Origin of the sequence: Ensifer sp. 4252 (assembly GCF_050434565.1) — a bacterium.
Taxonomy (GTDB): Bacteria; Pseudomonadota; Alphaproteobacteria; order Rhizobiales; family Rhizobiaceae; genus Ensifer.
Window position 1 is genome coordinate 88,845 of the sequence record NZ_JBNDIU010000020.1, and the last position, 26,605, is coordinate 115,449.

At 62.4% G+C, this 26,605-nt stretch carries 24 protein-coding genes; 20 read left to right on the forward strand and 4 right to left on the reverse strand.

Annotated elements, in window-relative coordinates:
* The first annotated feature begins 75 nt into the window (after positions 1-75).
* The 9 genes from lsrA (at position 76) to ABIE33_RS27785 (ending at position 9,485) form a co-directional block, all read left to right on the forward strand.
* Positions 76-1,578 carry an autoinducer 2 ABC transporter ATP-binding protein LsrA gene (gene lsrA / locus ABIE33_RS27745; RefSeq protein WP_429131035.1) on the forward strand — a complete coding sequence of 501 codons (1,503 nt, stop codon included), beginning with the start codon at positions 76-78 and terminating at the stop codon, positions 1,576-1,578.
* Positions 1,571-2,602, forward strand: coding sequence for an autoinducer 2 ABC transporter permease LsrC (gene lsrC, locus ABIE33_RS27750; RefSeq protein ID WP_429131036.1), 1,032 nt, complete (start codon positions 1,571-1,573; stop codon positions 2,600-2,602). The genes lsrA and lsrC overlap by 8 nt, the downstream gene beginning before the upstream one ends.
* Entirely contained in the window at positions 2,599-3,615 is a 1,017-nt protein-coding gene (locus ABIE33_RS27755; RefSeq protein WP_429131038.1) for an ABC transporter permease subunit, read from the forward strand. The genes lsrC and ABIE33_RS27755 overlap by 4 nt, the downstream gene beginning before the upstream one ends.
* Entirely contained in the window at positions 3,612-4,643 is a 1,032-nt protein-coding gene (lsrB, locus tag ABIE33_RS27760; RefSeq protein ID WP_429131039.1) for an autoinducer 2 ABC transporter substrate-binding protein LsrB, read from the forward strand. The genes ABIE33_RS27755 and lsrB overlap by 4 nt, the downstream gene beginning before the upstream one ends.
* Before the next feature lie 72 nt (positions 4,644-4,715).
* Positions 4,716-5,972, forward strand: a complete 1,257-nt coding sequence (locus ABIE33_RS27765; RefSeq protein WP_429131100.1) for a class II aldolase/adducin family protein — start codon at positions 4,716-4,718, stop codon at positions 5,970-5,972.
* Between the two features lie 883 nt (positions 5,973-6,855).
* Positions 6,856-7,011, forward strand: a complete 156-nt coding sequence (locus ABIE33_RS27770; protein WP_429131041.1) for a hypothetical protein — start codon at positions 6,856-6,858, stop codon at positions 7,009-7,011.
* An 8-nt stretch (positions 7,012-7,019) separates the two neighbouring features.
* The gene (locus ABIE33_RS27775; RefSeq protein WP_429131103.1) at positions 7,020-7,241 is read left to right on the forward strand and encodes a hypothetical protein; all 222 of its coding nucleotides are present in this window, start codon (positions 7,020-7,022) and stop codon (positions 7,239-7,241) included.
* A gap of 100 nt (positions 7,242-7,341) precedes the next feature.
* Positions 7,342-7,794: a dihydroxyacetone kinase subunit DhaK gene (locus ABIE33_RS27780; protein WP_429131105.1), complete on the forward strand. Its 453-nt coding sequence runs from the start codon at positions 7,342-7,344 to the stop codon at positions 7,792-7,794.
* A gap of 59 nt (positions 7,795-7,853) precedes the next feature.
* The gene (locus ABIE33_RS27785) at positions 7,854-9,485 is read left to right on the forward strand and encodes a dihydroxyacetone kinase subunit DhaK (protein WP_429131043.1); all 1,632 of its coding nucleotides are present in this window, start codon (positions 7,854-7,856) and stop codon (positions 9,483-9,485) included.
* A gap of 371 nt (positions 9,486-9,856) precedes the next feature.
* Here the strand turns inward: ABIE33_RS27785 and ABIE33_RS27790 are convergent, their stop codons facing one another.
* Positions 9,857-10,501, reverse strand: coding sequence for a TetR family transcriptional regulator C-terminal domain-containing protein (locus ABIE33_RS27790; protein WP_429131045.1), 645 nt, complete (start codon positions 10,499-10,501; stop codon positions 9,857-9,859).
* A 257-nt stretch (positions 10,502-10,758) separates the two neighbouring features.
* Here ABIE33_RS27790 and ABIE33_RS27795 point away from each other — a divergent pair, with 257 nt between their 5' ends.
* From ABIE33_RS27795 to ABIE33_RS27840, 10 genes are all read left to right on the forward strand, one after another.
* Positions 10,759-11,586, forward strand: a complete 828-nt coding sequence (locus tag ABIE33_RS27795) for a uracil-DNA glycosylase (RefSeq protein ID WP_429131108.1) — start codon at positions 10,759-10,761, stop codon at positions 11,584-11,586.
* Between the two features lie 3 nt (positions 11,587-11,589).
* The gene (locus tag ABIE33_RS27800) at positions 11,590-13,215 is read left to right on the forward strand and encodes a GMC family oxidoreductase (protein ID WP_429131047.1); all 1,626 of its coding nucleotides are present in this window, start codon (positions 11,590-11,592) and stop codon (positions 13,213-13,215) included.
* A 12-nt stretch (positions 13,216-13,227) separates the two neighbouring features.
* On the forward strand, positions 13,228-13,548 hold the full coding sequence (locus ABIE33_RS27805) for an NIPSNAP family protein (protein WP_429131049.1): 321 nt from the start codon (positions 13,228-13,230) through the stop codon (positions 13,546-13,548).
* 108 nt (positions 13,549-13,656) lie between these two features.
* The gene (locus ABIE33_RS27810) at positions 13,657-14,682 is read left to right on the forward strand and encodes a BMP family ABC transporter substrate-binding protein (RefSeq protein ID WP_429131109.1); all 1,026 of its coding nucleotides are present in this window, start codon (positions 13,657-13,659) and stop codon (positions 14,680-14,682) included.
* Between the two features lie 209 nt (positions 14,683-14,891).
* Positions 14,892-16,472: an ABC transporter ATP-binding protein gene (locus tag ABIE33_RS27815; protein WP_429131051.1), complete on the forward strand. Its 1,581-nt coding sequence runs from the start codon at positions 14,892-14,894 to the stop codon at positions 16,470-16,472.
* The gene (locus ABIE33_RS27820) at positions 16,469-17,506 is read left to right on the forward strand and encodes an ABC transporter permease (RefSeq protein WP_429131052.1); all 1,038 of its coding nucleotides are present in this window, start codon (positions 16,469-16,471) and stop codon (positions 17,504-17,506) included. The genes ABIE33_RS27815 and ABIE33_RS27820 overlap by 4 nt, the downstream gene beginning before the upstream one ends.
* Positions 17,503-18,396, forward strand: coding sequence for an ABC transporter permease (locus ABIE33_RS27825; RefSeq protein WP_429131054.1), 894 nt, complete (start codon positions 17,503-17,505; stop codon positions 18,394-18,396). The genes ABIE33_RS27820 and ABIE33_RS27825 overlap by 4 nt, the downstream gene beginning before the upstream one ends.
* 8 nt (positions 18,397-18,404) lie before the next feature.
* Positions 18,405-18,830, forward strand: a complete 426-nt coding sequence (locus ABIE33_RS27830) for a VOC family protein (RefSeq protein ID WP_429131056.1) — start codon at positions 18,405-18,407, stop codon at positions 18,828-18,830.
* Complete coding sequence (locus ABIE33_RS27835) at positions 18,827-19,765, forward strand: nucleoside hydrolase (RefSeq protein WP_429131058.1); 939 nt, start codon at positions 18,827-18,829, stop codon at positions 19,763-19,765. The genes ABIE33_RS27830 and ABIE33_RS27835 overlap by 4 nt, the downstream gene beginning before the upstream one ends.
* Entirely contained in the window at positions 19,762-21,288 is a 1,527-nt protein-coding gene (locus ABIE33_RS27840; RefSeq protein ID WP_429131060.1) for an amidohydrolase family protein, read from the forward strand. The genes ABIE33_RS27835 and ABIE33_RS27840 overlap by 4 nt, the downstream gene beginning before the upstream one ends.
* Positions 21,289-21,430: 142 nt before the next feature.
* On the opposite strand, the gene ABIE33_RS27845 is transcribed toward ABIE33_RS27840, so the two are convergent.
* From ABIE33_RS27845 to ABIE33_RS27855, 3 genes are read right to left on the reverse strand one after another with little or no spacing between them, the layout of a single operon-like run.
* Positions 21,431-22,756: an NtaA/DmoA family FMN-dependent monooxygenase gene (locus ABIE33_RS27845; protein ID WP_429131062.1), complete on the reverse strand. Its 1,326-nt coding sequence runs from the start codon at positions 22,754-22,756 to the stop codon at positions 21,431-21,433.
* The gene (locus tag ABIE33_RS27850) at positions 22,753-23,403 is read right to left on the reverse strand and encodes an NAD(P)-dependent oxidoreductase (protein ID WP_429131063.1); all 651 of its coding nucleotides are present in this window, start codon (positions 23,401-23,403) and stop codon (positions 22,753-22,755) included. The genes ABIE33_RS27845 and ABIE33_RS27850 overlap by 4 nt, the downstream gene beginning before the upstream one ends.
* Positions 23,404-23,422: 19 nt before the next feature.
* Complete coding sequence (locus ABIE33_RS27855; protein ID WP_429131065.1) at positions 23,423-24,673, reverse strand: FAD-dependent oxidoreductase; 1,251 nt, start codon at positions 24,671-24,673, stop codon at positions 23,423-23,425.
* Between the two features lie 332 nt (positions 24,674-25,005).
* On the opposite strand from ABIE33_RS27855, the gene ABIE33_RS27860 reads away from it, so the two are divergent.
* Positions 25,006-26,580, forward strand: coding sequence for an ABC transporter substrate-binding protein (locus ABIE33_RS27860; RefSeq protein ID WP_429131111.1), 1,575 nt, complete (start codon positions 25,006-25,008; stop codon positions 26,578-26,580).
* Positions 26,581-26,605 lie beyond the last annotated feature (25 nt).

Genomic DNA, 26,605 nt, shown 5'->3' on the forward strand with positions numbered 1-26,605 from the left:
TGCCACGAACATATTGACGGTTATCGATTGATGTGATCACATGATGGCAGTGATATACATTTGAACAGGTGGGGAATGGCGAAGGAACAAGCGGCCGGGAGGGTCGCCCTTCTAGAGGACATCTGGAAATCCTATGGTGCGGTGCCGGTGTTGAAGGGCGTCTCGCTGGCGCTCGAAGCCGGAGAGGTGCACGCGCTTCTCGGAGGCAATGGCGCGGGCAAATCCAGTCTGATGAAGATCATGTCCGGAGTTATTCCGGCCAATTCGGGCCGCATCGAAATCAACGGCCGGGTGCTGACGCATGCCTCGCCGGCGCTCGCCCAGGATCTCGGTCTCTATCTCGTGCCGCAGGAAGCGCATATCCTGCCAAACCAGACGGTGCTGGAAAACATATGTCTGGGCTTGAAGCTGTCGCCACGCTCGCTGCGGCCGCGCGTCGAGACGCTTGTTGCCGAGCTGGCCGTTGCCGTGGATCTCGATGCGCAGGCAGCCTCGCTCGAGATCGCCGAGCGGCAGATCGTTGAAATTCTGCGTGGCCTGGTGCGGGACGCGCGCGTCCTCATTCTCGACGAGCCGACCTCGGCTCTGACACCCTTCGAGACGAGCGCGCTTTTTGAGCGCGTGCGTAAACTCCAGAGGCAGGGCGTCGGCATCTTCTTCATTTCCCACAAGCTGCGTGAAATCCGGGAGATCTGCAGTGCGATCAGCGTGCTGCGGGACGGCGTCATCGTGCTCTCGGGGCCGCTCGACGACTATACGGACGCCGAGATCGTGGAGGCAATGAGCCGGGTCCAGCTTGCTGCCGGTGGCGAAACCGCCAGGACCGGGCGCAAGGTGGCGCAGATCGGTCAACCGAGGCTCGTGATACGCGGGCTGTCGGGAGAGGGCTTTCGCGATATCGACCTCGATGTCAGGGCAGGGGAGATCCTCGGTCTTGCCGGTGTCGTCGGTGCCGGGCGCACGGAGTTTGCCGAAACAATTTTCGGCCTGCGCAAGCAGGCTATGGGCAGCGTGCATCTCGAAGGCAAGGAGCTGAAGAACCGGTCGCCGCGCTCGTGCATCGATCATGGTCTCGTCTATCTTCCCGAGGACCGCCAGCAGAACGGCCTGTTCCTGGAAGCCCCGCTCTATTGGAATGTCTCGTCCTATCTTGTCCATCGCCTGCCATTTTTCCTGCGCTCGGGAATGGAGCGCCTGATCTTCGACGGCTTCCGCGAAAGCATGGGCATAAAATGCATCGGCGCCGGGCAGGCAGCCCGGGGTCTTTCCGGGGGCAACCAGCAGAAGGTCCTCATGGCAAAATGCCTATCGGCGGGGCCGAAGGTGTTGATCCTCGACGAGCCGACGCGCGGGGTCGACGTCGCTGCCCGCAATGATATTTATGCCCTGATCCGCACGCTGGCCGGCGAAGGCGTCGCCATCGTCCTCATATCGTCCGATTTCGACGAGATCGAGCAATTGGCCGATCGCGTGCAGGTCATGACCTTCGGCCGACACGGCGGCGAGCTTGCGGACGCGATCAGCGTCGATGCAATCGCCAGACTGGCCTTCGGGGCTTCGGAGGCTCAACATGCTTGATCTCTTTGCCCGCAACCGCGTTGTCACGCTCATCCTCATCCTGACCCTTGCCTACGCCGCGATCGGCTCAGTGGCGCCGGGCTATCTCTCCGGAGCCACGCTCTCGACAGTGTTGTCGAGCAGCCTGGTACTGATGCTGATTTCGCTCGGCACCATGGTCGTCATCCTGACGCGCAGCATCGATGTGTCCAGCGGCTCGGTGCTCGGTCTGAGCGCCGCCGTGCTTGGCCTATCGCTGAATGCGGACTTCAGCCTGCCGCTGTCGATCGCCGTATGCCTGCTCACCGGCGCACTGGCCGGCGCGTTCAACGGGCTGATGGTCGCCTATCTCGGCATACCGTCGATCGTCGCCACGCTTGGCACGCTTGGTCTTTATCGTGGCATCATGCTGGTGATGACCGGCGGACGCTGGATCGAGGACCTGCCGCAGAACCTGAAGGCACTTTCCGCTAATCTCGGCTTTGGCTTTTCGGCGCTCGCGGTCGTCGTCGTTCTGCTGACCGTCACACTCTGGCTTTTCCTGCGCAAGACCCGTTTCGGCCGCTTCTTCTATGCGGTCGGCGACAACAAAGCGGCAGCGCACCATCTCGGCGTGCCGGTGCGGCGCGTCCAATTTGCGGCTTTCATCGCCGCGGGATCTTGCGCCGCACTGGCCGGCATTGTCTTTGCGGCGCAGATCGGCTTCATCCCGAACCAGGCGGGCAACGGCATCGAACTCAAAGCGATCGCGGTCAACGTTCTCGGCGGCGTCAGTCTTCTCGGAGGCACCGGCTCGGTCGCAGGCGTTGTCGCCGCCGTGATCTTTGTCACCTCGATCGACAGCGCGCTCGTCTTTCTGAAGATCCCCGCCTACTGGAATGATTTCATCGCCGGTGCGCTGCTGCTCTCGGTGCTCCTTCTCGATGGCCGCATCCGGCAACTGATCGAGCGGCGCATTCGTGCGCGCCGCTACGCCGTCCACGATCGCGGTCCCGTGCACGACACCATGTCTTCAACGTCCAAGATCGCGGAGGCGAACCGATGAAAAAGCTGATCTTCCGCTGGGAGACCGCATTGCTCGCCATGCTGGTGGCGGAACTTGCAATCTTCGGCATCATCAACCCGCGCTTCCTCAATCCTGCGAACCTGATCTACGGCACTTCGGATTTCGTCCAGATCGGCATCGTCGCCTTGCCGCTGACATTGGTGATCATCGCCGGCGGCATCGATGTGTCCTTCGCATCGGCCATCGGCCTTGCGGCAATCGTGTTCGGGGTCGCGACCTTCTACGCCGTGCCTCTGCCGCTATCGATCCTGCTGGCGCTTGCGACCGGTGCGCTTTGCGGGCTCTTCAACGCCAGCGTTATTCACTTGTCGAAGATCCAGCCGCTCGTCGTTACCCTGGGCAGTCTGTATCTGTTTCAGGGAACGGCGACTGTTGCTTCCGGCCTTGTCGGGGCCGGCGGTTACGAGGGGATAGGCAACTTCCCGGAAGCCTTCAACGGGTTCGGCTACGCGCAACTGTTCGGATTGCCGGCGACCCTTGCCGTGTTTCTCGGCCTTGCATTCGTCCTTGTCGTGCTCCTGCATTTCACGCGCTTCGGCCGTGCCGTCTTTCTTGTCGGGCAATCGGAGAGTGCGGCCCGATTTGCCGGCATACCGGTGGCCACCATCCAGACCATCACCTACGTGGTCACCGGGCTATGTGCTGCAATCGCGGGGCTTGTGATGTCCGCATATTTCGGCTCGGCCCGCGTCGATCTCGGTTCTGCGACATTGCTTCCGGCTGTTACGGCGGCGGTCCTCGGAGGCGCGTCCATCTACGGCGGACAGGGTTCCATTCTCGGAACGCTGATTGCCACATTCGTCATCGGCTATCTGCAGCAGGGCCTGCAGGCGAGCGGTGTTTCAAGCCAGATTTCCAGCGCACTTTCGGGAGGGTTGCTGGTTATAGCGGTCGCATTGCGCCACGGAAGCGCTTTGCTTGCCGATTTCGTCGCCGTTGCCAGGCAGCAGAAGGGCCGAGCGGCAGTTACTTCAGGAGGAGAAAGAAAATGACCAACACAATCATCAAAACCGCTGCCCTTGCGGCCAGCCTTTTTGCCGGCACCGTGCTGGCATCCGGCACGGCACAGGCCGAATCCCAGATCGCCTTCATCCCCAAACTGGTCGGGGTCGGCTTTTTCACCAGTGGCGGTGCCGGCGCGGTGAAGGCCGGCGAAGAGGTCGGCGCCAAGGTCACCTATGACGGCCCCACCGAGCCGAGCGTTTCCGGTCAGGTCCAGTTCATCAACAATTATGTCAACCAGGGCTACAACGCCATCATCGTTTCGTCCGTTTCGCCGGATGGACTTTGCCCGGCACTAAAGCGTGCGATGGAGCGCGGCGTGCTGGTGATGACCTGGGACAGCGATGTCAATCCGGATTGCCGGAGCTACTACATCAACCAGGGCACGCCCGAACAGCTCGGCAGCCTGCTCGTCGACATGGCGAGCGAGGGCGTGAAGAAGGAAAAGGCAAAGGTTGCCTTCTTCTACTCGAGCCCGACCGTCACCGACCAGAACGCATGGGCGGAAGCTGCCAAGGCGAAGATCGCTAAGGAACATCCCGGCTGGGAGATCGTCACCACGCAATATGGCTACAACGATGCTCAGAAGTCGCTGCAGACGGCCGAAAGCATCCTGCAGACTTACCCAGATCTCGACGCGATCATTGCGCCCGACGCCAACGCCCTGCCGGCCGCCGCCCAGGCCGCCGAAAACCTGACGCGTGCCGATGGCGTCACCATCGTCGGGTTCTCGACGCCCAACGTGATGCGCCCCTACATCGAGCGTGGCACGATCAAGCGGTTCGGTCTCTGGGATGTAACCCAGCAGGGCAAGATCTCGGTCTTTGTCGCCGACCATGTCTTGAAGAACGGCCCGATGAAGGTCGGTGACAAGCTGGAAGTCCCAGGCGTCGGCACGGTCGAAGTCTCAGCGAACAAGGTTCAGGGCTACGAGTACGAGGCGGAAGGCAACGGTATCGTGCTGCTACCCGAACGTACCGTCTTCACCAAGGACAATATCGGAAATTTCGACTTCTGATCTTGAAGCACCATGCCGGGCGGCCAGAAAATGGCCGTCCGTTCTCATTTGCTGAAAAATGGACGAACCATCATGAAAAGCCGCTGGAAAGACATCGAAGCCGACCGTTACGTGGAGGCCGCCAAGGCCGCCGGCCATAGCGAAGCGTTGGGGCTGCGCATCTATACGTCGCGCATCATCGGTGGCGATCCGGACCTCGTCCTGCACGGCGGCGGCAATACATCGGTCAAAGTGACGGGCGAGGATGGCGGCGCGCGCATGCATATCAAAGGCAGTGGCTGGGATCTCGACACTATCGAGGCACCCGGCTTGCCGGCCGTGCGGCTGCCGGAACTTCTTGCCGCGCGTGACGGACCGAGGCTCTCCGACCCTGACATGGTCGCCTTACTGCGCGCCAACCTGCTGGACGCCAGCGCCCCCAATCCTTCGGTAGAGGCGCTTTTGCACGCCTTCATCCCCCACGACTTCGTCGATCATACCCATGCAACCGCGATCCTCGCGCTGGCGGATCAACCTGACATGCGGGATACCGTCGAGCGCCTCTACCGCGGCCGCGTTGCCTTCGTGCCGTATGTGATGCCGGGTTTTGATCTGTCGATCGAAGCGGCTCTTGTCTTTCGGGCCCACCCTGGCTGTGAGGGTCTCTGGCTCGAAAACCATGGCCTGTTCACATTCGCCGGTACGGCGCGGGCATCCTACGAACTGATGATCGAATTCGTAGACATCGCGGAACAGGAGCTTGCTCGAAAGGGCGTTGCCCTAAGCGGCCCTCAGTCAAATGATCGAGTGGTTGACGCCGGCCTAAATGCGCGTCTGGCCGAGGCACTGGCCGGCGCCGGCTCGCCCTTCGAGAATGCGCTGTCGGTCGATTTTCGCTCGACGCCGGCTATCCGTGCGTATGCGTCGCGGGGTGACCTGGAGAGCATTTCTCGACGAGGAACCGTAACGCCTGATCATGTCATCCGTATCAAGCCGTGGCCGATGATAATCGAACCAGAGGCGGATGTGGACGAGATCGCGGCAGCCGTTGAACTCTATGGCAATGAGTATCGCGCATACTTTCGTCGGAATGCCGGTCGAACGCCTGATGCAAAGACGATGTTGGATGCCTATCCCCGCGTTGTGGTCGTGCGAGGCGAAGGTATGTTCGCAATCGGCGGAAACACCAAAGCTGCTCGGATCGCAGGGGACCTGTGCGAACAGGCAACACGGGCGATCATTGCCGCCGAGTCCTATGGACGCTACACGCCAATTGGAGAAGCTGATTTGTTCGACATGGAGTATTGGGTTCTGGAGCAGGCAAAGCTGAAGGTCAATCAGGCGTTCTGACTCAGAGGGCTCGCCGAGCACTTCACTCCCCGATCCCGACACGGCGTGGCAAGTCGATCAATCCTAAGCACGCATGTCCGCATTGACGGAGTGATCTCCCAGGTCGGCGATCAGCGGATCGCAGGTGCATAGCGCCTGCGAAAGCTAAAGTAGCCAGGCGACAATTTGAGAGAGGCGGCGTTTCACATTGACGCTTTTCGGATGGCCATTATGCCCGCTTCTTTCCCTCCAGCCTCTTTTTGAGCGCAATCAGCTCGATCGGTCGCCGTCAAATACGGCATCGGCGACTAAGGATCTGCAGGCGCTGCTCAGTCAGCAGGTTGGCGACCTGAAAGTGATGCGAGAAATCTTCAGCGTATCGAACGTGGTCAGATCCAACGGTAGGCGGGTCCCAGAGCGGTGCGGGATTGGGGCTTGGGGCGTCGCTCTGGGACCACTCGCGCTCACGGCGGCGGTGGCGGGCCGTTGTTCCGTAGGCGCTTTGCCTGCCCGAGTATGCATGGGGGCGGAGATTCGACAATGCATCTAGGACCTTTGCCGGCCCGTGTCGGGCTAAGGTCCTAGATTGCGCGAGAGATCCTGCAACGCATTACATCGAGGCGTGTTACCACAAGCTGGCCGAGGAAGAGGAAGCAGCCGAGCCGACCCAGGCACCGCGGCAGGCCAGCCATGGAACGCTCAACTTTCACCAGCAAGGGGTAGGGCGATGATCTCCGGCGCGGATCTGCTGCAGATCTCATTCCCCCGCGTGAACATGCGACCGGCAGCGCCACTATCTTGGATCCGACAGGCTTCACGCCCGTCCGGCCGTCAAGCTCGCGCGACTGGCCAAGACGTTTGCCTGCTCGGTTGAGGTTGCAGCCTCACCGGAAGGCGTGGGTCGATGCGAAATCGGGCTATGGCCGAGGCAGTTGCCGGGCTTGAGGCGGCGGGCGTCGCCTGCCGGCTGCCGCCGGTCGGCATGATGGTGGCGGTGCTCTCGGCTCTGATGGCGGTGGAATTCGATGCCGCGTTCTTTTCAATGGGACCAATGACCTGACGCAATATCTGCTCGCCGCTGCACGCGACGAGCACCGCCTCAATCCCCTCGTCGCCGAGGGCAATCGCGCCGTCGGGCGGCTGATCGAAATGGTCGTTGCGGCGGGCCGCGAGAAGAAGGATGGACGGGAGCGTGTGTGGCGATATGGCTTCGGAGGCTGGGCAGGTGGACTTGCTCCTGCGGAAAGCCTGATTGCGCTCGCGATTGGCAAGGGAAAAGACCGGCCATGAAAAAGCTGATGAGCGCGCCGGAAACCTTGCTATCGGACGCGCTCGCGGGCTAGATCGTCGGGGCGCTTCTCTCGAAGTCTGCGAAGAGATCGGCCGAAACGTGAACGCAAAAACCGGTTCGGTGGCCGCGGCGCTCGGAGGCTGCACCGTACCTGCCGTGGGAGCCCCAACATTCCTCCTCGGCGAGGGCGAGATCGAACTCGGTGTTGGCATCCATGGTGAAGCTGGACGCGAGTGCATAACCATGAAGACCACCGCGGAACTTGCCGAAATTTTCCTGAATGCCATTCTCCACAGAATTCAACCGAGACGGAGCCAGCCGCTCCTCCTCATGTGCAACGGCCTCGGCGTCACCCCGCCCATCGAGCTCTATTCCTTTTACCACGCCGCCCGGCAGCATCTCGACCGCCTCTGCTATCGCGTGGAACGCGGCCGTTGCCGGCAGCTTCTGCACCGCCCTCGACATACCGGTGCATCGCTGACCGGCCTCGACGAAAAAACACTCCCACTCTGGGACGCGCCGGCTACAACTGCGGCCTTCAGATGTAACTGATGGCTACCGGACCGCTGTCACCAACTCGCAAGAAACCATCGCCGCCGAAAGGACAACACATGCGCAGTTTTTACAACACCAGAGACAACATCGTCTCGGACGCGCTCGACGGCCTGATCGCCGCGCGAGGCGGTGAGGTTGTGCGCTTCGATCGGGAGAGCCACGCCCGGGTCGTGCTCAGGGCCGGTTGGGACAAGTCGAAAGTCGCTGTGCTATCTGGGGGCGGTTCCGGGCATGAACCGGCGCATGCAGGGCTCGTTGGCCCGGGCTTGCTGACGGCCGCGGTCTGCGGGGATGTTTTTGCCTCGCCGAGCGTCGACGCGGTACTCTCGGCGATCGTTGCGGTCACCGGACCGGCCGGCTGCTTGCTGGTGGTCAAGAACTATACGGGCGACCGGCTGAATTTCGGGCTCGCGGCGGAAAAGGCCAAGGCTTTGGGCCTTAGAGTCGAGATGGTGATCGTCGCCGACGACATCGCCATTGGCGATGCTGCCCAACCGCGTGGCGTCGCCGGTACGATCTTTGTGCACAAGATCGCTGGTTACATGGCCGACGCGGGGCAGAGCCTTGATGATATCGTTGCGGCGGTCGAACGGGCCAAACGCGACCTTGTGACGATCGGTGCGGCCCGCGACACCTGTACGGTGCCTGGCAGCCCGAAACACGAGCGCATGGCTGCCGGTGAGGTGGAGATCGGCCTCGGTATTCATGGCGAAGCGGGCGTCGAATTGGTCCGACCGCAATCCTCGGCCGAGCTTGTGGAAGTGCTTTCTGCACGGCTGCTGACGCGGCTCAATCCCAGTGCCCGATACGCCCTGTTGTTCAACAATCTCGGTGGGCTCTCAGGTCTCGAATGCTCGGTGCTCCTGGCCGATGTCATGAGCTCGCGGCTGAAGGACCGGATCGCCTATGTGGCCGGCCCGGCCAGCGTGATGACGGCGCTGGATATGCCCGGTTTCTCGCTATCGTTGCTTGAACTTACCCCAGAATTCGAGGAAATGTTGCTGGCGCCGACCGGATGCCCGGCGTTGCCTCCCTTCGTTTCAGTGCGAAAGACGGCATCGATCGCTGCTCCTGCCATATCCCAGACGGAGGCGTGGACACCGTCCGCAGATGCCGCGGTCCGCAAGGTCGTGGAGACGATCATCGAGACCTGCCTTGCGATGGAGAGCGACATCAACGAACTCGATGCCAAGGTAGGTGACGGCGACACTGGCAGCACCTTTGCCACTGCCGCTCGTGCCGCAAGCCGCAACATCGAGATGCTCCCCTTTGCATCGGGCGCCGCTCTCCTGTCGGCACTCGGCGAAATCAAGCGCAAGGCCATGGGTGGTTCGAGTGGTGTGCTGTTCGCTATCCTGTTCGCCCGTGCTGCGGAAGCCTACGGAGAGAGAAAAGATTGGGTCGGCGCTCTCGGAGCCGGTGTGGAAGCGATGCAGAAATACGGTGGCGCCCGCATCGGCGACCGGACGATGGTCGATGCGCTTAGACCTGCCCTCGATGCGCTCGCAGCAGGCGGTGACTTGAAAGCAGCGTCCGTCGCTGCGCGCACTGGTGCAGACGCCACGGCAAGGATGCTGCGAGCAGGTGCGGGACGTTCCTCCTACCTCGACGCCCGATCCTTGGAAGGAATCAAGGATCCCGGAGCCGAAGCTGTGGCACGAATTTTGGAGAAGCTTGCAAGTGTTTGAAACGGCCTCCTTCCGCGCAAATTGGCGGCTGTTCGTAGCCTTTGGAAGGCCGAGCAGGCGGGCAATGGGCCGACTTCACGATTTTGACGAAGAGGGCCATGCCGGAGAGATCAAGGTCCGGCTGCGTTGCAATTGAAGATGCACGTGCTCTCGGCCTTCGCTGCGCTGGGGCCTGAGATGGAGAACTATGCGCGACGCTGCGGGATTTATGGCTCGGACGGCGAAACATCTCACGCCGGTTGAATGCTTCGGCGGTCAGGCGCTGGCGTCAGACGTGATGACCGCGTTTGCGGTTCGAATCTGCTCAACGCGATCAACTTTGAGCCCTGCTATTGGCGAGACGACCTAGAAAGCGGATCCGTAGGATCTATCTACGAGCCTCGCATCGATCCGGGAAGAATGCCCTTCAGGATCGTCTCGGTAATCGTCGTCGCCGCTGTGTCATAATCCTCAGCCTTCAAGCGTGCCTTCTTCAGGCCGTCGGCGGCGATGGGCTCGAAATCCGCGTAGAATTGTGTTGATGCCCAAAGCATGATGAACAGGTGACGCGGATCGACCGGCAGCATCTTTCCCGCCGCAATCCATCCCTCGACGACCGCTACATGCGCGTCCGTGACTTGGCGCATATGCTCGCGATCCTTCTTCTTCAGGAACCGGGCGCCCTGGATGATCTCGCTGGCAAAGAGCCGGGATTCTGCAGTGTTCCTGCGGGTGTAATCGAGCTTGGCCTTGATGTAGAGGCGGAAGGCCTCGGCCGGCTCGCGCTCGGGCGAGATGTATTTCAGCGCGTCGTCCCAGCTGGCAATGAGGTGGGCGACGATGGCCTTGTAGATCTCCTCCTTGGAGGAGAAATAGTAATAGACGTTGGCCTTGGGCAGGCCCGAGGCCTCGGCGATCTCGGCGATGCGCGTGCCGTCGAAGCCCTTGCGTGCGAATACCTCGATCCCGGCCTTGATGATGAGGCGCATATTGCGTTCGCGGATGCGCTCCTCCGGATCTCTTGCTGCCCTTGCCATGCGATCTCGCCTCCATCTCGCCGCCGCTTCCTACCAGACAATCATGCGTGGCGGCGAGGTCGTTTCCGCAATTGCCGAGTTTTCCGGCGAAATGCAAGCGCATCGCCTTTCAAAAAAAATTGACGACTTGGTCAAAAAAACCTGACGATCTAGTCACTTTTTTCGTTTTATAAAGTTGACACTTTGGTCAGCTTTTGTCTAGTCTCCTTTCAACGAGTTGGAGGGGCGGCGGTATGCCGGCACGACTGAGAGAGGCGATGGCGGAAACGCTGGCCGGCTGGGAGGCCGATCTGCCGCAGGTCTGGCGGGAGGCGCTCGGACCCATCGGTGATGATTTCGACCGGGTTGATGCCGGTCTCGAGTTCGAATCCTGGGAGCCGATTTTCCCGGCGCGCCGCGGCAAGATATTTCCCGGCCAACCGAAGGGCGCGCATGCTCTTGCGGCCTTCGATGGAATTGCGCCTGACGGCGTGCGTTGCATGATCCTCGGCCAGGATCCGTATCCGGAGCCGGGTTTCGCAACGGGCCGCGCCTTCGAGGCCGGCAATCTCGCCACGTGGGCCGAGTTGGACAAGATGTTCTCGAAGAGCATCCGCGCCTATATGCAGCTCATCGCCGCCGCGCGTCTCGGCGACGAGAGCCTTAGCGAGGACTTCGGTCGCTGGCCCGATGTGCGGCACCTTTTGTGCGATCCTACCGGCTCGTTCGAGGCGCCGGGCGCGATCGCCGACCGCTGGGTGGGCGAGGGCGTGCTCTTGCTCAACGCCTCCCTGACGCTTTCGCGCTTTCGCGTCGATATCGATCCGCACCAGTCGCGCGGACATCTGCCGTTCTGGCGGCCCTTGATGCTGCGTGCGGTCGAAATGCTGCTTTCGCGGGGTGAGCCGATCGTCTTTCTCGGTTTCGGTGCGGCCGCGGCCGACGTTTTCGCCGAAACCGGCATTCGCGAGGGGCGCGCCGGCAATGTCGCCTGCGTTGAGCGCGAGCATCCCGCTTTCGCCGACAAGGTGCTTGGCCGGGAAAATCCCTTCCTTCTCTGCAATCTCTATCTGGAGGCGATGGGCGGCCGTCCCATCGCATGGTGAACCATGGCGTCTACCCCGGAATATGATTTCATCATCGTTGGCGCGGGTTCGGCGGGTTGCGTTCTTGCGAACCGCCTGTCGAAGAACCCGGCCAACCGCGTGCTTTTGATCGAGGCTGGCGGCAAGGACCGCAATCCGCTGTTCCGGCTGCCGATGCTGATGGGCAAGCTCTTCCATTCGGGTATCTACAATTGGCACTATCACACGGAGCCCGAGCCCTATCTCAATGGCCGTTCGCTTTATTGGCCACGCGGCAAGGTTCTGGGCGGCACCTCGACGATCAACGGCATGATCTACGTTCGCGGCAATCGCCACGACTATGACCGCTGGGCGCAGCTCGGCCTGCCCGGCTGGTCCTATGACGACGTCCTGCCGGCTTTCCGGCGCTCGGAGACGCACATCGAGCGCAAGGACGCGTTTCACAGCGCGGATGGTGAACTTACCGTCTGCCGTGCCCGCGGCCACAATCCGCTGATGGACGTGTTCTGCGAGGCAGGTCTTGAGGCCGGCTACCCGCAGAACGACGACTTCAACGGTGCGCAGCAGGAAGGTTTCGGCCGCTACGATTTCACAATCCGCAAGGGAAAGCGCTGGTCCACCTCCTGGGCGTTCCTGCGCCCGGCGCTCGGCCGCGAGAACCTGACCGTGCTGACAGGCGCCGAAACGACGCGTCTCATCATCGAGGGTGGCCGGGCATGCGGCGTCGGGTACCTGAAGGATGGCAAGCCGGGGATCGCGCGCGCTGGGCGGGAAGTCATCCTGTCTGCGGGCGTGGTCAATTCGCCCAAGGCGCTGCTGCTTTCCGGCATCGGACCGGCAGACGAGCTGCGCGCGCTCGGTATCAAGCCGATGCTCGATCTTCCGGGTGTCGGCAAAAACCTCCAGGACCACGTCGACTGCGTCATGAGCTGGGAATGCCGGGAGCCGGTCACGCTGTTCGGTGACCTGCGCGCCGACAAGCTCATTCCCGCTGTCGCCCAGGGCATGCTGTTCGGCGAGGGTGTCACGACGACATTCCCCTACGAGGCGGGTGCCTTCATTCGCTCGAACGACGGCCTGGTCTCTCCCGACATCCAGCTCCATTTCATGCCGGCGCTGGAAAAGACCGCCAACCTGCATTTCCCCAACCCCTTCGCCAAGAAGCGGGCGGTGGAGGCCGATCACGGCTTCACCATCCGGGTTGGACCCGTCAATCCGGCGAGCCGCGGCGAGATCACGCTGCGGTCGGCGAACCCTACCGACAAGCCGAAGATCCAGGCGAACTACCTCCAGTCCGATTTCGACATCCGCACGATGATCGACGGCATCCGGTTGACGCGCGACATCGTCGGCCAGAAGGCATTCGACCGTTACCGCGGCAAGGAACTGGCGCCCGGCCCGGAAGCACACGATGACGCCGGGCTGACCCGCTGGCTGCGCGCCACAGCCATGACCACATTCCATCCGGTCGGCACTGCCAAGATGGGCAACGATCCCATGGCTGTGGTGGATGCTCGGCTCAAGGTGCACGGCATCGAGGGTCTGCGCGTCGCCGACGCCTCGATCATGCCGATCATATCGAGCGGCAACACCAACGCACCCGCTATCATGATCGGCGAGAAATGCGCCGAATTGATCCTGAACACCTGAGGGAGTGATCCGATGATCCTCGAACACCGCACCTATACCTTCAAACCCGGCACGGTCGACAAGTGGATGAAGAAGTATGAGGCCGACGGTCTCCCGGTGCAAAAACGCCATCTCAACACGTTCGTCGGCCTTTACGCCTCGGAGCTCGGGACGCTTCACACCACCGTTCTGATGTGGGCCTACGACAGCCTTGCAGATCGGGAAGCGCGCCGATCGGCCATGTATGCCGACCCGGACTGGCAGAAGTTCATCTCCGAAGTCTGGGCGCTCGATGCGATCCAGAAACAGGAGGTGATGATCATGAACCCCGCATCCTATTCACCGCCGCTTTGAGACGATCAGGCGCGCGCCGGCATTGCCGGCGCGCGTCGGAATGCGCATGACACAAGACAACCAACAAAAGAGGGAACGATCATGACTGACAAGGCTTCACAACACACGATGCATCGCCGCACTTTCCTGCAGGCGAGCGCGGGCGCGGCAGTGCTCGGTTTTGCCGCAAGTATCGTGCCCGAATTCGCCAGGGCTTCCGGCGGGCTGGTCGCGCTGGTCCATACGCAGGCTGCCGGCGACAACGGCCCGGTCGATCAGATGATTGCCAAGCTCAAGCAGCTTTCGGAAGAGAAGGGTTTTGAGTACCGCGCCATCTACGCGCAGGATCCCGCGACCTACGAGACGATCTATCGCACGCTCGGCGACGCAGGTGCTCAGATCATCATCTCCACCTTCAACGAAGTGGCCGAGCCCTTCAAGGCGCTGGCGCCTTCCTATCCCGGGACCAAGTGGATCCAGCTGTTCGCCGACCCCTTCGAACCGGCGATCCCGAACGTGGTGACGGTGTCTTACGACTACTATCTCGGCTGCTATCTCTCCGGCGTCTTTGCGGCCAAGATGACGACGACGGGCAAGACGGGTTTCATCGGCGGCGTTTCGATCCCGCCGCTCAACGCAGATTTCAACGCCTTCAAGGCCGGCGTCCACTCGGTCAAACCGGACGCCAGCGTCATTGCCGCTTTTGCCGGCTCGTTCCAGGATCCCGCAAAGGGCCAGGAAATCGCCACCCAGATGTACAATGACGGCATCGACTACATTCAGACGGACGCAGCAGCCACCGACGGCGGCATTATTGCCGCAGCCAATGAAAAGGAAGGCCGCATGGTGAGCTGCCTTGCGCCGGGACAGTACGCACTTGGCCCGAAGTCGCTCATCTCCATCGTCAGCCTGGATTTCGGCGTCTCGCTCTACAACGAGGCAACGAAGGCCGTCGGTGCTGACTGGAAGGGTGGCACGCACGAGCATACGGGCCTTGGCACCGGCGTCATCGACTTCATTGCCTCGCCGGTCTTTGCCGAACAGGGGCCGACGGAGCTGAACGCCAGGGCGAAGGAGGCGCTTGCCGAGGTCGAAAAGGCGCGCGCCGGTATTCTTGATGGCTCCATCAAGGTTCCGTTCAACACCACGCTCTGAGCCTCTGGAGCATCCCGCTTTCAAGTGGAATCACTTGATGCGGATAAGATGCTCCAGAATCAAAGTGCTAGCGCCGGCCCGTCGGGTCGGCGCGGAGCCTTGACGGAAAACCGGCATCGGTCTTCCCCACGGGGGACTGCCGGACGTTCGCGGATCGTCTTCGTTCCTGTTGATGGCCGCTGAACCTTTGCTCTCGATGGAACCTTATGATGTCTGATCTTCCGAAACCCGCGCTGGAGTGCCGGAACGTCACCGTGAAATTCGGAGACGTGACGGCGCTGTCGGATGTTGCCGTTTCGTTTGCCCCCGGCCAGATCCACGCGGTCGTGGGCCAGAACGGTGCCGGCAAGACAACCTTCGCCCGCGTCGCTGCAGGGCTCGTTCAGCCGACTGCCGGCGCCGTCGATGTGATGGGCCACGAAATCCGCACCGGCCAGGTCAGCGACAGCCGGGCTGCGGGCGTGGAGCTGGTTCATCAAAGTTTCGCCCTGCCGCCATCCTTTACCGTCGCCGAGACCATGGAGTTCGGCGCTACGGGCAAAGGTGGCGTCTACAGCCGCAAGGGGCTCGCCGAAAAATGGCGGGCGCATCTCGCCGGCCTCGACGTTCAGGTTGACCTGAACAGGCGGATCCGCGACCTGCCGATTGAGACCCAGCAGGGTATCGAGATCGCAAGGGCGCTCGTCATGGATGCGCGCGTGCTCATCCTCGACGAGCCGACCGCGGTGCTCTCGCCCTCCGGCATAGACATGCTGTTTGCTCGTGTCCGTCGCCTTAGGGAACGCGGCGTTACCGTCATCCTCATCCTGCACAAGATCCGTGAGGTGCTCGGCATCGCCGACACGGTAACGGTGTTGCGCGGTGGTCGAAAGGTCGAGGGACCGCTTCCGATCGCCGAGGTTTCGGCGGAGCGGCTCGCCAACCTGATCGTCGGCGATGCGATTGCCAAGACGCTCGACCGGCATGAGCGCGACGCGCTGGTCGGAACGAAATCGCCAGCGGGCGACGGCGCAGGTCATCCGGAAAATGCGAAAGGTCCGAGCGTGCTGTCCATGAAGGCAGTCTCGACGCGGCCGGACAGTGAGGGCATCGCGCTCGATGGCGTCGATCTGGACATTCGCCCCGGCGAGATCGTCGGCATAGCCGGCGTGGAGGGCAACGGACAAAAGACGCTGGTGCGCGCGATTTCGGCCCTTGCCGATCTTGCAAGCGGAACGATCCTGCTTGCAGGCCATGACGTGAGTGGCCAACCGCTCGCGGTCCGTCGCGCGATTGGTCTCCGGATCATTCCCTTCGAGCGCAACGTCGAAGGTCTCAGCCTCACGAGTTCGCTCTGGCAGAACTGGAGCGCAAGGGAACTGCTGCAAGGCAGGTTGCTCAAGCTGATCCGCCCCTCGGCAGTGCGCGAAGCCTGTGACCGGTCACTCAAGGACTGGAGCGTCCACTACCATAACTCCGCACAGAAGGCGGGGTCTCTGTCGGGCGGCAACGCCCAGAAGGTGATCCTTGCTCGCGAGGTCGACCGCGATGCCAGGCTGATCATTGCGGCCCAGCCGACGCGTGGTCTCGACATCGGTGCCACCGCCTTCGTGTGGCAGGCTCTCCGGCAGGCGCGCGATCGCGGCGCCGCCATCCTGCTGATCTCCTCTGATCTCGACGAGCTCTTCGATATTTCCGACCGCGTCGTGGTGATGCTGTCGGGGCGTGTGAACGGCAAATTCCGCGCGCCCTTCGACATCGCGTCGGTGGGGGCAGCGATGACCGATGCGGCTGTGAGGGCAAGCGCATGAAAGACAGTCTCATCACGGTTGTCCGCAGCCTGGTCTTCGTCGCCTTCGCGCTCGTCCTGTGCGCGCTGGTGTTTCAGTTCGCCGGCTACAATGCGCCGGTCATGCTCTGGGCGGTGGCTGATGGCGCCTTCCTGCGCAGCGGCGCGATCGAGCAGAGCCTCAGATGGGCGCTGCCACTGTTCGTCACGGCTGTTGGCGTCGGGATTTCCTTCCGGGCAGGCTTCTTCAACATCGGTGCCCAGGGCCAGTTCTATGTCGGCGCGATCTGCGCTGCCTTCGCAGCCGAGGCGTTCAAGGGTGGGCCGGCCTTCCTCGTCATCCCGGCGCTCATCATCGCCGGCATGCTGGGCGGCGCCCTCTGGGCCCTCTGGCCGGGGCTTCTCAGGCTACGATCCGGCACGGACGAGGTGATCACCACGCTGATGGGCAATTTCATGGCCGGCCTGCTTCTGGTCTATGTTACCTCGGGTCCGCTCAAGGATCCTTCGGGGTCCGGCCAGCAGGCATCGAGCCGCCCGCTCGACGCGGCCTATCGCATCTCGGACTCGCTCGGCCTGTCCCCGACCATCATCGCCATCGCGGCCGCCGTCGGCATTTTGATGTGGCTCCTGGTCAACCGGACGGCCTTCGGGGTTCTGGCGAGCCTTGCCGGCCGCAACGGCACGATGGTGGAGTGGCAGGGCGCGCGGCTCTGGAAACTGGGTCTGTCGAGCTTCGTCATTTCGGGCGCACTTGCGGGTCTTGCCGGAACCATCGAGTTCATGGGGCCGAACGGCCGCATCGCCTCCGGGTTCCTGCCGGCCCATGGCTTCACGGCAATCCTGATCGCGCTCGTCGCCAATCTGTCGGTGGTCGGCACCGCGGCGGCTGCGGTGTTCTTCGGCGGCCTCGCCTCGGCGGCGCTCTATCTGCCGATCATGGCCGGACTGCCGGCCGCTGCGATCGACATCATCAATGCGGCGATCGCGCTGTTCATCACGGCAAGGTCGAAGCTCGTCGACAAGGTGCTGCGTCTCGGAGGGCGGCCGTCATGAACGAGATCATCATCGCCATCCTGCGGTCCGGCACGCCGCTGATCTACGTCACCCTCGCCGGCGTCATTGCGCAGCGGGCAGGGGTGTGGAACCTCGGCCTCGAGGGCCTGATGATCATCGGTGCCTGCGCCACAATCGTCGGCATCATGTTGACCAATTCGATCCTCGCCGCGATCCTCATCGCCATTCTGCTCTGCGTGCTTGCCTCCGTCCTCCTCTGGTTCGTCATCGACAGGCTCAAGGCCAATCCCATCATTGCCGGCCTCGGCCTGACGGGCCTTGGCGTCGGTGGCACGGCGCTCGCCGTTCAGTCGATCTTCGGAAGCCAGGCGAGCGTGACCGCACCGTTCGGCATTCCCAAGCTGGGGCCGGCCTTTGGTGCCTATGGCGTGCTGTCGATCTCGGTCGCCGCCATGCCGTTCGTCGTCTTCGGCATGTGGGTGCTGCTGCGCCGCACGCGCTTCGGCCTCCGGCTCGCCGCCTGTGGCGAGCATCCCTTCGCTGCCCGCAGCGTCGGGGCCAATCCCTCGCGCATGCGTCTCGTGGCACTGGCGATCGGCGGAGTGCTATGCGCCATCGGCGGGGCGGAACTTGCCGCCGGCAGCCTGCAATTCTTCGCCCAGGGCATGACGGCGGGCCGTGGCTTCATGGCTTTTGCCGCGGTCATCTTCGGCGCTTCGCATCCGGTGGGGGCTACCTTCGCCGCGCTCTTCTTTGCGGTGGTGGGAGCACTCGGCATCCGGGCGCAGCTCATGTTCGGCGACAAGGTCCCGCATGACCTGCTTCAAGCATTGCCCTATCTCGCGACCGTTTTCGGCGTCTGGCTTTCCGGCAAGCTCCGCGGCGGCGCGAAGAGTGCCAGCTCGTTTGCTGAACTTAAGGATCAATAGGAGGCACCATGACCTTCGCGCAGCGCCATCCGATCCAAGACGTTTGCATCCTGGTCACCGACCTCGAGGCGTCGATCCGCTTCTATACACAGAAGCTCGGCTTCGAGCTCAAGCACCGCGCCCCCGGTTTTGCCGATTTCATCGGCGCCGGGCTGACGCTCGCGCTATGGGAGCGATCGCACATCGAGAGGCATGCCAATGTGCGCGTGACCAAAGGGTCGGCATCGGCCGTGCTCGTGGCGGTGCGGCTCGACAGTCCCGCAGAGATCGATGCCCTTTATGCGGATCTCAAAAAAGACGGCGTAACCTTCATCAATCCCCCGGCCGACTACCCGTGGAACGCCCGGTGCCTCTATTTCCACGGGCCTGATGGCGAGACCTGGGAGCTTTATGCGTGGCTCGATGGCGGAGCTCCCGGCAAGGTGGCGGTATGACACGCAAACTTATCATCCTCACCGATCCTGGTCAGGATCAGGCGGCTGCCATCCTGATGATCCTCGGTCAGCGGCAGGCCTTCGACGTTCTCGGGCTGGTCGCAACTGCCGGCAACATCAACCTCGATTACACGATCACCAACTGCCTGAAGCTGATGGAGCTGGCCGGTCGGCCTGATATTCCCGTCTTCGCCGGTTGCCCGCATCCGATCATCCGCCCTTTGGTCATGGCCGAGCACGTGCATGGCCCGACCGGCCTTGACGGCCCGGACCTGCCGCAACCGAAGATCGGGCCGCAGGGAAAGCACGGCGTCGATTTCATTATCGATACCGTCCGCGCCTATCCGGGCGAGGTCACCATATGCTCGCTGTCGCCGGTGACCAATCTCGCCGTGGCGTTGCGCAAGGCCCCCGACATTGCCGGCAAGATCCACGAGGTCGTCGCGATGCTCGGCGCCTATTTCGAGGTCGGCAACATCACGCCGACGGCGGAATTCAACTGCTATGTCGATCCCGACGCCGCCGACATCGTGCTGAGGGCCGGCATCAGGACTACGCTCCTGCCGCTCGACGTGACGCATAGGATGCGCTCGACGCCGGAGCGTCTGACCGCCATGCGGGCGCTTGGAAACCGCTGCGGCGTGGCGACCGCTGAAATGCTGGAGTTCTCCGAAGCCTTCGACCTCAGGAAATACGGCTGGGAGGGTGCACCACTGCATGGGCCGTGCGTGCCGGCCTTCATCCTGGCGCCGGAGATGTTTTCGGGGCAGCAGATCAACGTCTCCGTCGAACTCAACGGCACGCTGACTTCAGGCATGACGGTTGCCGACTGGTGGCAGATCACCGACCGGCCGAAGAATGTCTTCTATGTCACGGACGGCGATCCCGTCGCCTATTATGATCTTCTCCTGACATCTCTGGAAAACCTGCCATGAGTGAAATCCTTATCCGCAACGCGGCGATCGTGGCGATGGACAGCAGCCACGGCGCAGCACCTTTTGCCGGCGACGTCCTGATTGAGGGCGAGACCATAAAGGCCATCGGTGAAGCACTATCGGCCGGCCCCGATGCCCATATCATCGAGGGACGGGGCAAACTGGTGATGCCCGGGCTTGTGAACGCCCACACCCATTCCAGCGAGACCTTCCTTCGGGGCCGCTACGAGCGCATGCCGCTCGAAATCTGGCTGCTCTATGCCTATCCGCTGCTGATGAACGACCCGATCGGCGAACGGCTGCTTTATCTGCGCAGCCTGCTCTTGGCGATGGAGTCGCTGCGCAACGGCGTCACCACCTTCTGCGACGATTTCTTCGATCCGCCCCGGCATGAACTCGATCGCCTTGCGACGGTCTTTCGCGCCTACGACGATGCCGGCATTCGCGCCAATGTCTCGAGCGCCGTGATGAACGTCCATACGCTCGATGCGCTGCCCTTCGCCCGCGAGGTGATGCCGCCCGAGTTGCAGGCCCTTCTCGATTTTGGCCCGCCGATGACGGCCGATGGTTACATGGATTATTGCAGGTCGGCTTTCTCCAGCCTGCACGGCAAATCGGGCCGGCTGCATTTCATGATTGCCCCCTCCGCGCCGCAGCGCTGCTCACCGGAACTCATGGCGGCCTGCATGGACCTTGCGGTCGAAAAGCACGTGCCGTTCCACACGCATATCCTGGAGACCAAGACCCAGGCCGTGACCGGTCACATGCTGCATGGCAAGTCCCTGATCGCCTACATGCACGATCTCGGTCTCTTGAAACGCAACACGACAATCGCGCATTCGGTCTGGGTCAGCGACGAGGACATGCGGCTGATGGGGGAGGCAGGGGTTTCGGTGGCCCACAATGCCGTCTCGAACCTGAAGCTCGGCGCCGGCATCGCTCCGATCCGCCGCCTGCTCGATGCCGGGGTGACGATCGGCCTCGGTACAGACGGCGTTTCTTCGAACGACACCGCGCGCATTTTCGATGTCATGCGCGTCGCCGGCCTCGTGCACAGCGCCGCCGGGCCTGACCAAGAGACATGGGTGGCGGCGGACGAGATTCTCGCCATGGCGACCGTCGGCGGCGCGAAGACGGCCTTGCTGGAACAGGTGACCGGCTCGCTCGAGGTTGGCAAGGCGGCGGATCTTCTGATCCTTGATTTGCGCAGCTACCCCTTCGTGCCGCTCAACGACGTTGCAAAGCATCTGGTCTATTCGGAAAACGGCTCCTCGATCGAGACCGTGATGGTCGCCGGCCGGATCGTAGTGCAGAATGGGCGTCTGACCACGATCGACGAACAAGCCGCCTTCGACGAGATTGCCGAACTGGTGCCGGCCTATCTTGCCGAACATGCCGATCTCGAGCGCCGCAACAAGATTTTCGAGCCGGTCATGGCGGAAATCCATCGCAGGGCGACCCAGATGGATATCGGTCTCAATCGTTATCAGGGAGACACGGCTGATATGCGGTGCAAGTCTTGAGCCGTTTGCAGCAAATTCTCCGGCGCATGCCTAAAGAGAAAGGAGCCCCTGTACCACTTTTGATAAAGTGGTTCTTGCCGGGCTTGCCATCGACCGGTCAGTTCGCAGAAATCGGAGCCCGTTCGTCGTCCGTCGAGCGCTTTTATCCCGGATAGGGCAGGCCATAACGCTCGCGGACCGTTCGCTCTTCATATCGACTGCGGTAGACGCCGCGATCCTGCAGGATTGGCACGACCTTGTTGATGAATTCCTCGATATCATCAGGCGCGCGCGGTGGCTGTAGCGTATAGCCGTCTACAGTTCCGTCTGACCAAAGGTCGATGATGGCGTCGGCGACCTCATCCGGCGTGCCGAGCAGCAGGCGGTGATGGCCCTCCGAACGGCGTACGGCCTGTCTGGCTGTGAGCCTTTCGTGTCTTAGCAGATCCAAAAGCCCGAGACCCATGCCGACCGCCTGGAGCCGGTTGGGGTCGGGGATGAAGCGCTCCGCGTCCAGCACGGCATCCGGATCGAAGCCGTCAGGATCAATCCCGTTCTCCCTGGCGAACCTTGCGATCAACCCGTCTTCGGAGCCGGTGCCGCTGAACAGCTCGTGCTTGCGCAATGCCTCCTCTCTTGTCTCGCCGAGGATCACCACGAGGCCCGGCACGATGCGGATGCCGGTCGGGTCGCGGCCAAGGGCGGCGGCGCGACCTTTGACTTTTGCGCCAAAGGCCTGGCCGGCGGGGCGGGAGAGGATGTTGCAGTAGATGATCTCGCCGTGGCGGGCGGCGAGATCGATGCCGCCCTCGGATGCGCCCGCCTGCGCGATCACCGGATGACCTTGAGGCCCACGCGGCACATTGAGCGGTCCCCTGACGCTGAAATGATCGCCTTCATGGTCGATTGCCTGAGCGCTTGCCGCGTCCCAGAACCGATCGTCCGGGACGCTTCCTTCCCTGGCGGGATCCCAGCTCGCCCAGAGTTTCTTGGCGACGTCGAGGAACTCTGAAGCCTTGGCATAGCGTTCGCTGCGCGGCGGCAGGGGTGCCGAGCCGAAATTGGCGGCGACACCGGGGTTGAAGGACGAGACGATGTTGATGATCAGCCGGCCACCGGAAATGATATCCGTCGACTGCGTGCGCCGAGCCAGATTATAGGGCGAATTGTAGGTGGATGACATCGTCGCCACGAAACCGATGTCGGGCACTTGAGCTGCCAGCGCGGTACAAAGGATCAGCGGGTCGATCGTGTGGAACGGCCGGCTGTTCGGGTCGGTCATCATCGCCGGATGATCGGAGAAAAACACTGCGTCGAACAGGCCCTTGTGGCGAGTTCGCTCAGGCGACGGTAGTAACCGGGATCGTAGATATCGTGCCGGTTGCCGGTGCGGTATTTCCAGGCCGCCGGCAGATAGCCCGTGGTGTTGATGCCGACATTGAGGTTGAGTTTGCGCGTCTTGCGGGACATGCCGATCATCGTCTTTCAATAGGCCGCGGTGAAGCGTCGGCCGATGAACTGTCCCTGGTCGAGTTCATCGAGAATGGCGATGGCGAAGTCCGCCTCCGAAATGCGGCTTTCGCCCGCCTCGTCGCGCAAGAGCCTATCTTCGCCAAGCCTGAAGGTGCCGGTTCTCTCGCCGGCCTTGATCGACAGTGGCGGTGAAACATAGGTCCAGTCGAGATCGTACTCCCCGCGCTTCAGGCTGCGCAGAATCTCGCGGTTGCGCAGCGTATGGGCCTTATGCTCGGCGGGGTAGAAGTCGCTATCGACGACGTCGACGCCGGGGCTTGCCTCCAGGCTGCCCACCCCGCCGACGATGATGATGCGGCGGACGCCCGCCTGCTTGACGCCTGCCAACAGCGCCGCGTGCGCCTCTCGGATCAACTCCGCGGCTTCGTCTGCGGAATGACGGCGGAGACCTGGGCTATAGGCGCTGATGACGGCATCGTGTCCTGCGACGATCTTTGCGACCTGGTCCACGTCGGCGATGTCGGCCTTGCGCAAGGTGAGGCCCTCTTCGGGCTCGATGTCGGTGGACCGGGTGACGGCCGTTACGCGTCGGCCGCGCGACAAGGCTTCCTTGTGGATATTGCTGCCGATATTTCCGGAGGCGCCGAAGACGACGATGGACATGATCAGATCTTTCCTGGGGTTACAGTGCGGGCACTGATTTGAGCGGACGGTTGGCCCCGACATTGCGTTGCATGGCGGAGAGGGAGGACCGGACGGCCTCGTAGCCGTGCTCGCGCATGGCGTTCTCATAGTCGTGAACGGCCGTCAGAAGCGGTTTGCCATGGCGTCGCGCGGCGACGAGCTGGCGAACCAGGAGGCCGGTGTCGTAGAGGGCGGTGTTACCGCCAAGCGCGCGGAAATAGGTCATCGCATGGATTGCATCTCCGAGCAGCGTGACCGGGCCGGTTTGCCATTTCGCGCCGGGGGTGGAGCTTTTGACCTTGAGGAAGGCGACCGTGGACGGATCGCTGTGGCGAATGAGCTTCAGGATGCGCTCGTCCCAATGACCGATACGCTGGAGGAGCGTTTGCAGCAGGGCTGCGCCGTCGAGCGTTTCGAGCAGCTCGTCCGGGCCGAGCTCATCTGTATCATAGGCAGTGTTCCACCAGGTGTAGCTGGTGGTGTTGTTGAAATGGAAGCCCGGGATATCGCGATGGCCGGGGTCTTCGGCGTTGATGAAATCGTGCCGGGCATAGGTTGACAGATCGACCCGGTGGCTGGTGATCATCAGGCCACGCCCGTCCTGCGGGCGAATATTGGTGTTGAACTCGGTCAGAAGCGGCGAGACGCCATGGTGCGCAGCCACGTCAAGGCTGATCTTGCCCGCGAGCCGCCGCACGCCGGTATCGATGCTCCTGAGATCCGGCAGCAACTGCCGACGGACTGCGGATCCCGCTCCGTCGGCACCCACCAGCAGGTTGGCGCGGACAGTCGAGCCGGCGGAGAAATGGGCGACAACCGTTCTGTCCGGGAGTTCTTCGTAGCGCTCGAAGCGTTTGCCCGTATGGAAAATACCTTCGAGCCCGGACAGGAGGATCTGCCGCAGCGTGATGCGGCTCACCGATTTTTCGATATGCGTGTCTTCCGGCTCGCGACCGGCCTGCCCGGTATCCTCCAGCCGCGCGAAGTTCTCGTCGAGGAGCAGGTTTTCGGTTGGGGCTAGCCCGAGCGTGCCGAGGAAAGCCTGAAAAAGGTGCGGCGTCAGGTTGGCCTGAAGGGCGTCGATGCCGCGTTGGCGGATGCGCATGCGAAAACCTTGCACATAGTCGGTGCGCACCGGGTCGCGCTCGAAGACGGCGGTGTCGCTGCCGTTTTTCTTCAGACCCTGGGCGAGTGCCAGACCGCCTGGGCCGCCGCCGATGATGGCGATGTCAACAAAAGGGATGTTCATGGCTATGACTCGGCGAGCGCCGCTTCTGCGGCGACTTGTTCGGATATGAAGGCAGCGACGCTGCGCGGTGGTCGGCCGAGCAGCGACTTCACGACATCGGTGGTCGCGGCGGCACGGCCTGCGGCGATCAACCGGACGAACTGCGCTATCGCACGGTGCTCGAAGTCCGCATCGTGCGATGCCGGCAAAGGAGCCTTATCGACAGCGGCAACCGGTCGCTTCAAGGCCGTTGAAAGAAGCTCGGCCACCTGGCGCGCCGTAACGATATCAGGACCGGTGAGATTGAGCGTTCGCCCGCCGACGCGTTCGGCGAGAAGCTGATCGACCGCGACATCGGCGATATCCCGAGCATCGATGTAGCCGACGCCTGCCTCGCCGTCGGGGTCACTCCCGAGATCTCTTTTGCTGCCGAAGAACCGACGCGCGGCGGCAGCGTCTCGATCAATATCGGCACCGAACCGCCTGTCCTCGTTCTGATCGCCCACAGCGCGGGCGCCGCCTACTATATCAGCGGCAAGGCGACCGAGAGCCTGCTGACCTATGACCGCGATTTCAACCCCCAGCCCTTGCTGGCGACCGAATGGACGGTCAGCGACGACGGCCTGCGTTACTGGTTCAAGCTGCGCCAGGGTGTCCGCTGGCACGACGGCAAGGATTTCACCGCCGAGGACGTCGCCTTCTCGATCCTGGCGCTGAAGGAGAACCATCCGCGCGGGCGTGCGACATTTGCGCATGTCCAGCAGGCAAACGTCCTCAACTCGCATGAAGTGGAGCTGATCCTCTCCAAGCCGGCTCCCTATCTGCTCACGGCCTTTGCAAGCTTCGAAGCCCCGATCGTGCCGAAGCATCTCTACGAAGGCACGAAGATCGCCGAGAACCCGCACAACGTCGCGCCTGTTGGTACCGGACCCTACAAGTTCGTCGAATGGGTGCGCGGCAGCCATGCGCTCTTCGTCCGCAACGAAGACTACTGGGGACCGCCAAAACCCTATCTCGACCAGATCATCTTCCGCTTCATCATCGATCCGGCGGCAGCTGTTGCCGCTATCGAGACCGGTGAGGTGCAGGTCTCGACCGCCAACCTTCCGCTGACGGATATTGATCGGCTGAAAGCCAACCCAAATCTGGTCGTCGACACCGACCCGGCGCCCTATTCACCGAGCATTGCCCGAGCCGAGTTCAACCTCGAAAACAAGTATCTGGCCGACATCAAGGTGCGCCATGCGGTCGACAAGGATTTCATCGTCAACACCGTCTATCTCGGTTATGCCACGAGGCTCGACGGACCCGTCAGCCCTGATCTCGTGAAGTTCTACACGCCGGATCTGCCGAAATACGAATTCGATCCGGCCAAGGCGGAGAAGCTCCTGGATGAGGCAGGCTACGCCCGCGGCGCCGACGGCTTCCGCTTCAAGCTGTTCATCGACCCGACGCAGCCCTCCGGCCCGCCCAAGCAGACGGCCGAGTATATCGCCCAGGCGCTTGCCAAGGTCGGCATCAAGGTCGAGCTGCGCACCCAGGATTTTGCCACCTTCGTGAAGCGGGTCTTCACCGACCGCGACTTCGATATCGCCATCGAAGGCATGAGCAACCTTTACGATCCCACCGTCGGGGTACAGCGTCTGTACTGGTCGAAGAATTTCAAGCCCGGCGTGCCGTTCACCAACGGCTCAAAGTACTCCAATCCGGAAGTCGATCGCCTGCTCGAAACCGCGGCCGTCGAAATCGATCCGAAGAAGCGGCTGGAGCTCTTCAACGCGTTCCAGAAGCTGCTGGTCGCGGACCTGCCGACGCTCGACATCGTCACCCCGGCGGTGATCACCGTCTACGACAAGCGGGTGAAAAATCTCAAGCTGGGTGTCGAGCATCTCTGGAGCAACGGGGCCGACATCTATCTCGACGAGTGATCGTCGATGTCCTCGGCGAGCGATC